Annotated in this window: 2 protein-coding genes; both read left to right on the top strand. The window is 60.2% G+C overall.

The annotated features are described in order from the left end of the window. Nucleotides 1-97 precede the first annotated feature (97 nt). On the top strand, nucleotides 98-1,627 hold the full coding sequence (gene istA, locus GA0061102_RS32415) for an IS21 family transposase (protein ID WP_092856880.1): 1,530 nt from the start codon (nucleotides 98-100) through the stop codon (nucleotides 1,625-1,627). Between the two features lie 12 nt (nucleotides 1,628-1,639). Further along, the gene (istB, locus tag GA0061102_RS32410) at nucleotides 1,640-2,377 is read left to right on the top strand and encodes an IS21-like element helper ATPase IstB (protein ID WP_092856877.1); all 738 of its coding nucleotides are present in this window, start codon (nucleotides 1,640-1,642) and stop codon (nucleotides 2,375-2,377) included. Nucleotides 2,378-2,503: the final 126 nt, after the last annotated feature.

Raw genomic sequence — 2,503 nt, 5'->3', positions numbered from 1 at the left:
CCTTTGGCGGGCATCTGGCAAGGGTGGTCTGCCGGTGTGAAGTTTCTTCCTTGGACGTTGACGAGGAAGGAACGGGATGCCTGCGGAGAGAGTGGAGATGCGGCGTGTCCGCGAGATATTGAGATATCGCTTTGAGCAAGGACTTGGGCACAAGTCGATTGCGGTGCGGGTTGGGACTGCGCCCTCGACGGTGCGCGAGACGCTACGGCGCGCGGCGGTTGCCGGGTTGTCGTGGCCTTTGGGTGACGACGTCAGCGATACGGTCCTGGAGGCGGCGCTTTATAAAGCGGCTGGGACGAAGATAGGACACCGCCGCGCTCCGGAGCCGGATTGGGCGCAGGTCCATCGCGAGCTGAAGCGCAAGCATATGACGCTGCAGATCCTGTGGGATGAATACATCGGTCTTCATCCGGATGGATATCGCTATAGTCGCTACTGCGACCTGTATCGCGGCTGGGCGTTGAAGCTGCCGGTGACGATGCGGCAGGATCACGCGGCCGGCGACAAGCTGTTCGTCGATTATGCGGGCGACACGGTTACGGTCGTTGTCGATCGGTTGTCCGGCAAGACACGACAGGCTCACCTGTTCGTGGCGGTTATGGGCGCGTCGAGCCTTTCCTATGCACATGCGCGCTGGAGCGAGACGCTTCCCGACTGGATCGAATGCCATATCCAGGCGCTGGAGTTCTTCGGCGGTGCGCCGGCGTTGCTGGTTCCTGACAATGCCAAGGTGGCGATCATCAAGGCGTGCCACTTCGATCCCCAGGTCAACCGGACGTATTGTGCGATGGCAGCCCATTACGGTAGCGCCGTCCTACCGACGCGGCCGAGACGCCCTCGTGACAAGGCGAAAGTGGAAGCTGCGGTTCGTATCGTCGAGCGTTGGCTGCTGGGTCGCCTTCGCCATCGCATCTTCTACAGCCTGGTCGAGGTCAATGCGGCGATCGCCGACTTGCTATATGGTCTCAACGACAAGCGTGTCCTGCGCCGGGTTGGCGTCACCCGCCGCCAATTGTTCGAAGAGCTCGACCGGCCGGCTTTAAGTCCATTGCCCGTCGAACGCTACGTCTTTGCAGAATGGCGTATCCGGCGGGCTGGATTGGATTACCACGTCGAAATCGAGCGGCATTATTACTCCGTCCCTTATCGCTTTGCTCGCGAGCAGGTTGAGGCGCGCATCACCGCCAATACGATCGAGATCTTCCACAAAGGCGAGCGAATTGCCGCCCATCATCGTTCCAGCGGCAATGGCAAACACACCACGATCCCCGATCACATGCCCTCAGCCCACCGCCGCTTTGCCGACTGGACGATCGAACGCATTCAACGCGAGGCCTCTTCCGTCGGGCCGGAGGTTGCGTTGCTATGCGAGAAGATCCTCGCCGACAGGCCGCACCCGGAGCAGGGCTTTCGAGCCTGCATGGGGATTATCCGCCTGAACAAAAGCTTTGGCCGCGACAGAGTGAACGCTGCTTGCAGCCGTGCGCTGGAGATTGGGGCCCGGACCTACGGTTCAGTACGCTCCATTCTCGACAATCATCTCGATCGCGCTGCCTCCACCAATGGACCAGCCTCGCATGAGCCTATCCATCACGAAAACATCCGCGGACCTCGCTATTACCACTAAGGAGAACCGACAATGCTTGCGCATCCAACACTCGATAAACTCAATTCCATGGGCCTGGCCGGCATGGCAAAGGCCTTTGGGGAGCTCGTCACCAACGGCGAAGCCGAACATCTCTCGCACGCTGAGTGGCTCGGACTGCTGCTCGAACGGGAATGGAGTTCCCGCTACGATCGCAAGCTTGCCGCACGCCTCAGGTTCGCCAAGCTGCGCCATCAGGCGACGCCGGAAGACGTCGATTACCGCAGCGAGCGCGGCCTTGATCGCGCGCTCTTCATGAAGCTGCTCGGCGGCGACTGGATCAACGCTCATGACAATCTGGCCATTTGCGGACCCTCGGGCGTCGGAAAGAGCTGGTTAGCCTGTGCGCTCGGCCACAAGGCTTGCCGTGACGATCGATCCGTTCTCTATCAGCGTGTCCCAAGGCTGTTTGCGCAGCTCGCGCTCGCTCGCGGCGACGGCAGGTATGCTCGGCTGCAACGGACCCTGGGACATGTTCAAGTCCTGATCCTGGATGATTGGGGTCTCGAACCACTCAACGAACAAGCGCGGCACGACCTCCTCGAAATCCTGGAGGATCGCTACGGCCGCCGATCAACCATCATTACCAGCCAACTCCCCGTATCGGCATGGCACGGCGTCATAGGAGACCCGACTTACGCTGATGCCATCCTGGATCGTCTCATTCACAACGCCCATCGCATTGATTTGAGCGGCGACAGTCTGCGCCGAAACCTGCCGCGCAAAGCTTGACACTTCGTCTGAATGAACTGACAACAATTATCGCCTGCAGACCCCATTAAACAGGGGGCGAGATCATCCCGGAACAAAGGGGCGCAATCATCTCGGAACAATGGGGCGGCTTCATCGGAATCGGCA

The organism is Martinezella miluonensis, assembly GCF_900094545.1.
Classification (GTDB): domain Bacteria; phylum Pseudomonadota; class Alphaproteobacteria; order Rhizobiales; family Rhizobiaceae; genus Rhizobium; species Rhizobium miluonense.
This window is presented reverse-complemented; position numbering and strand designations above follow the sequence as displayed.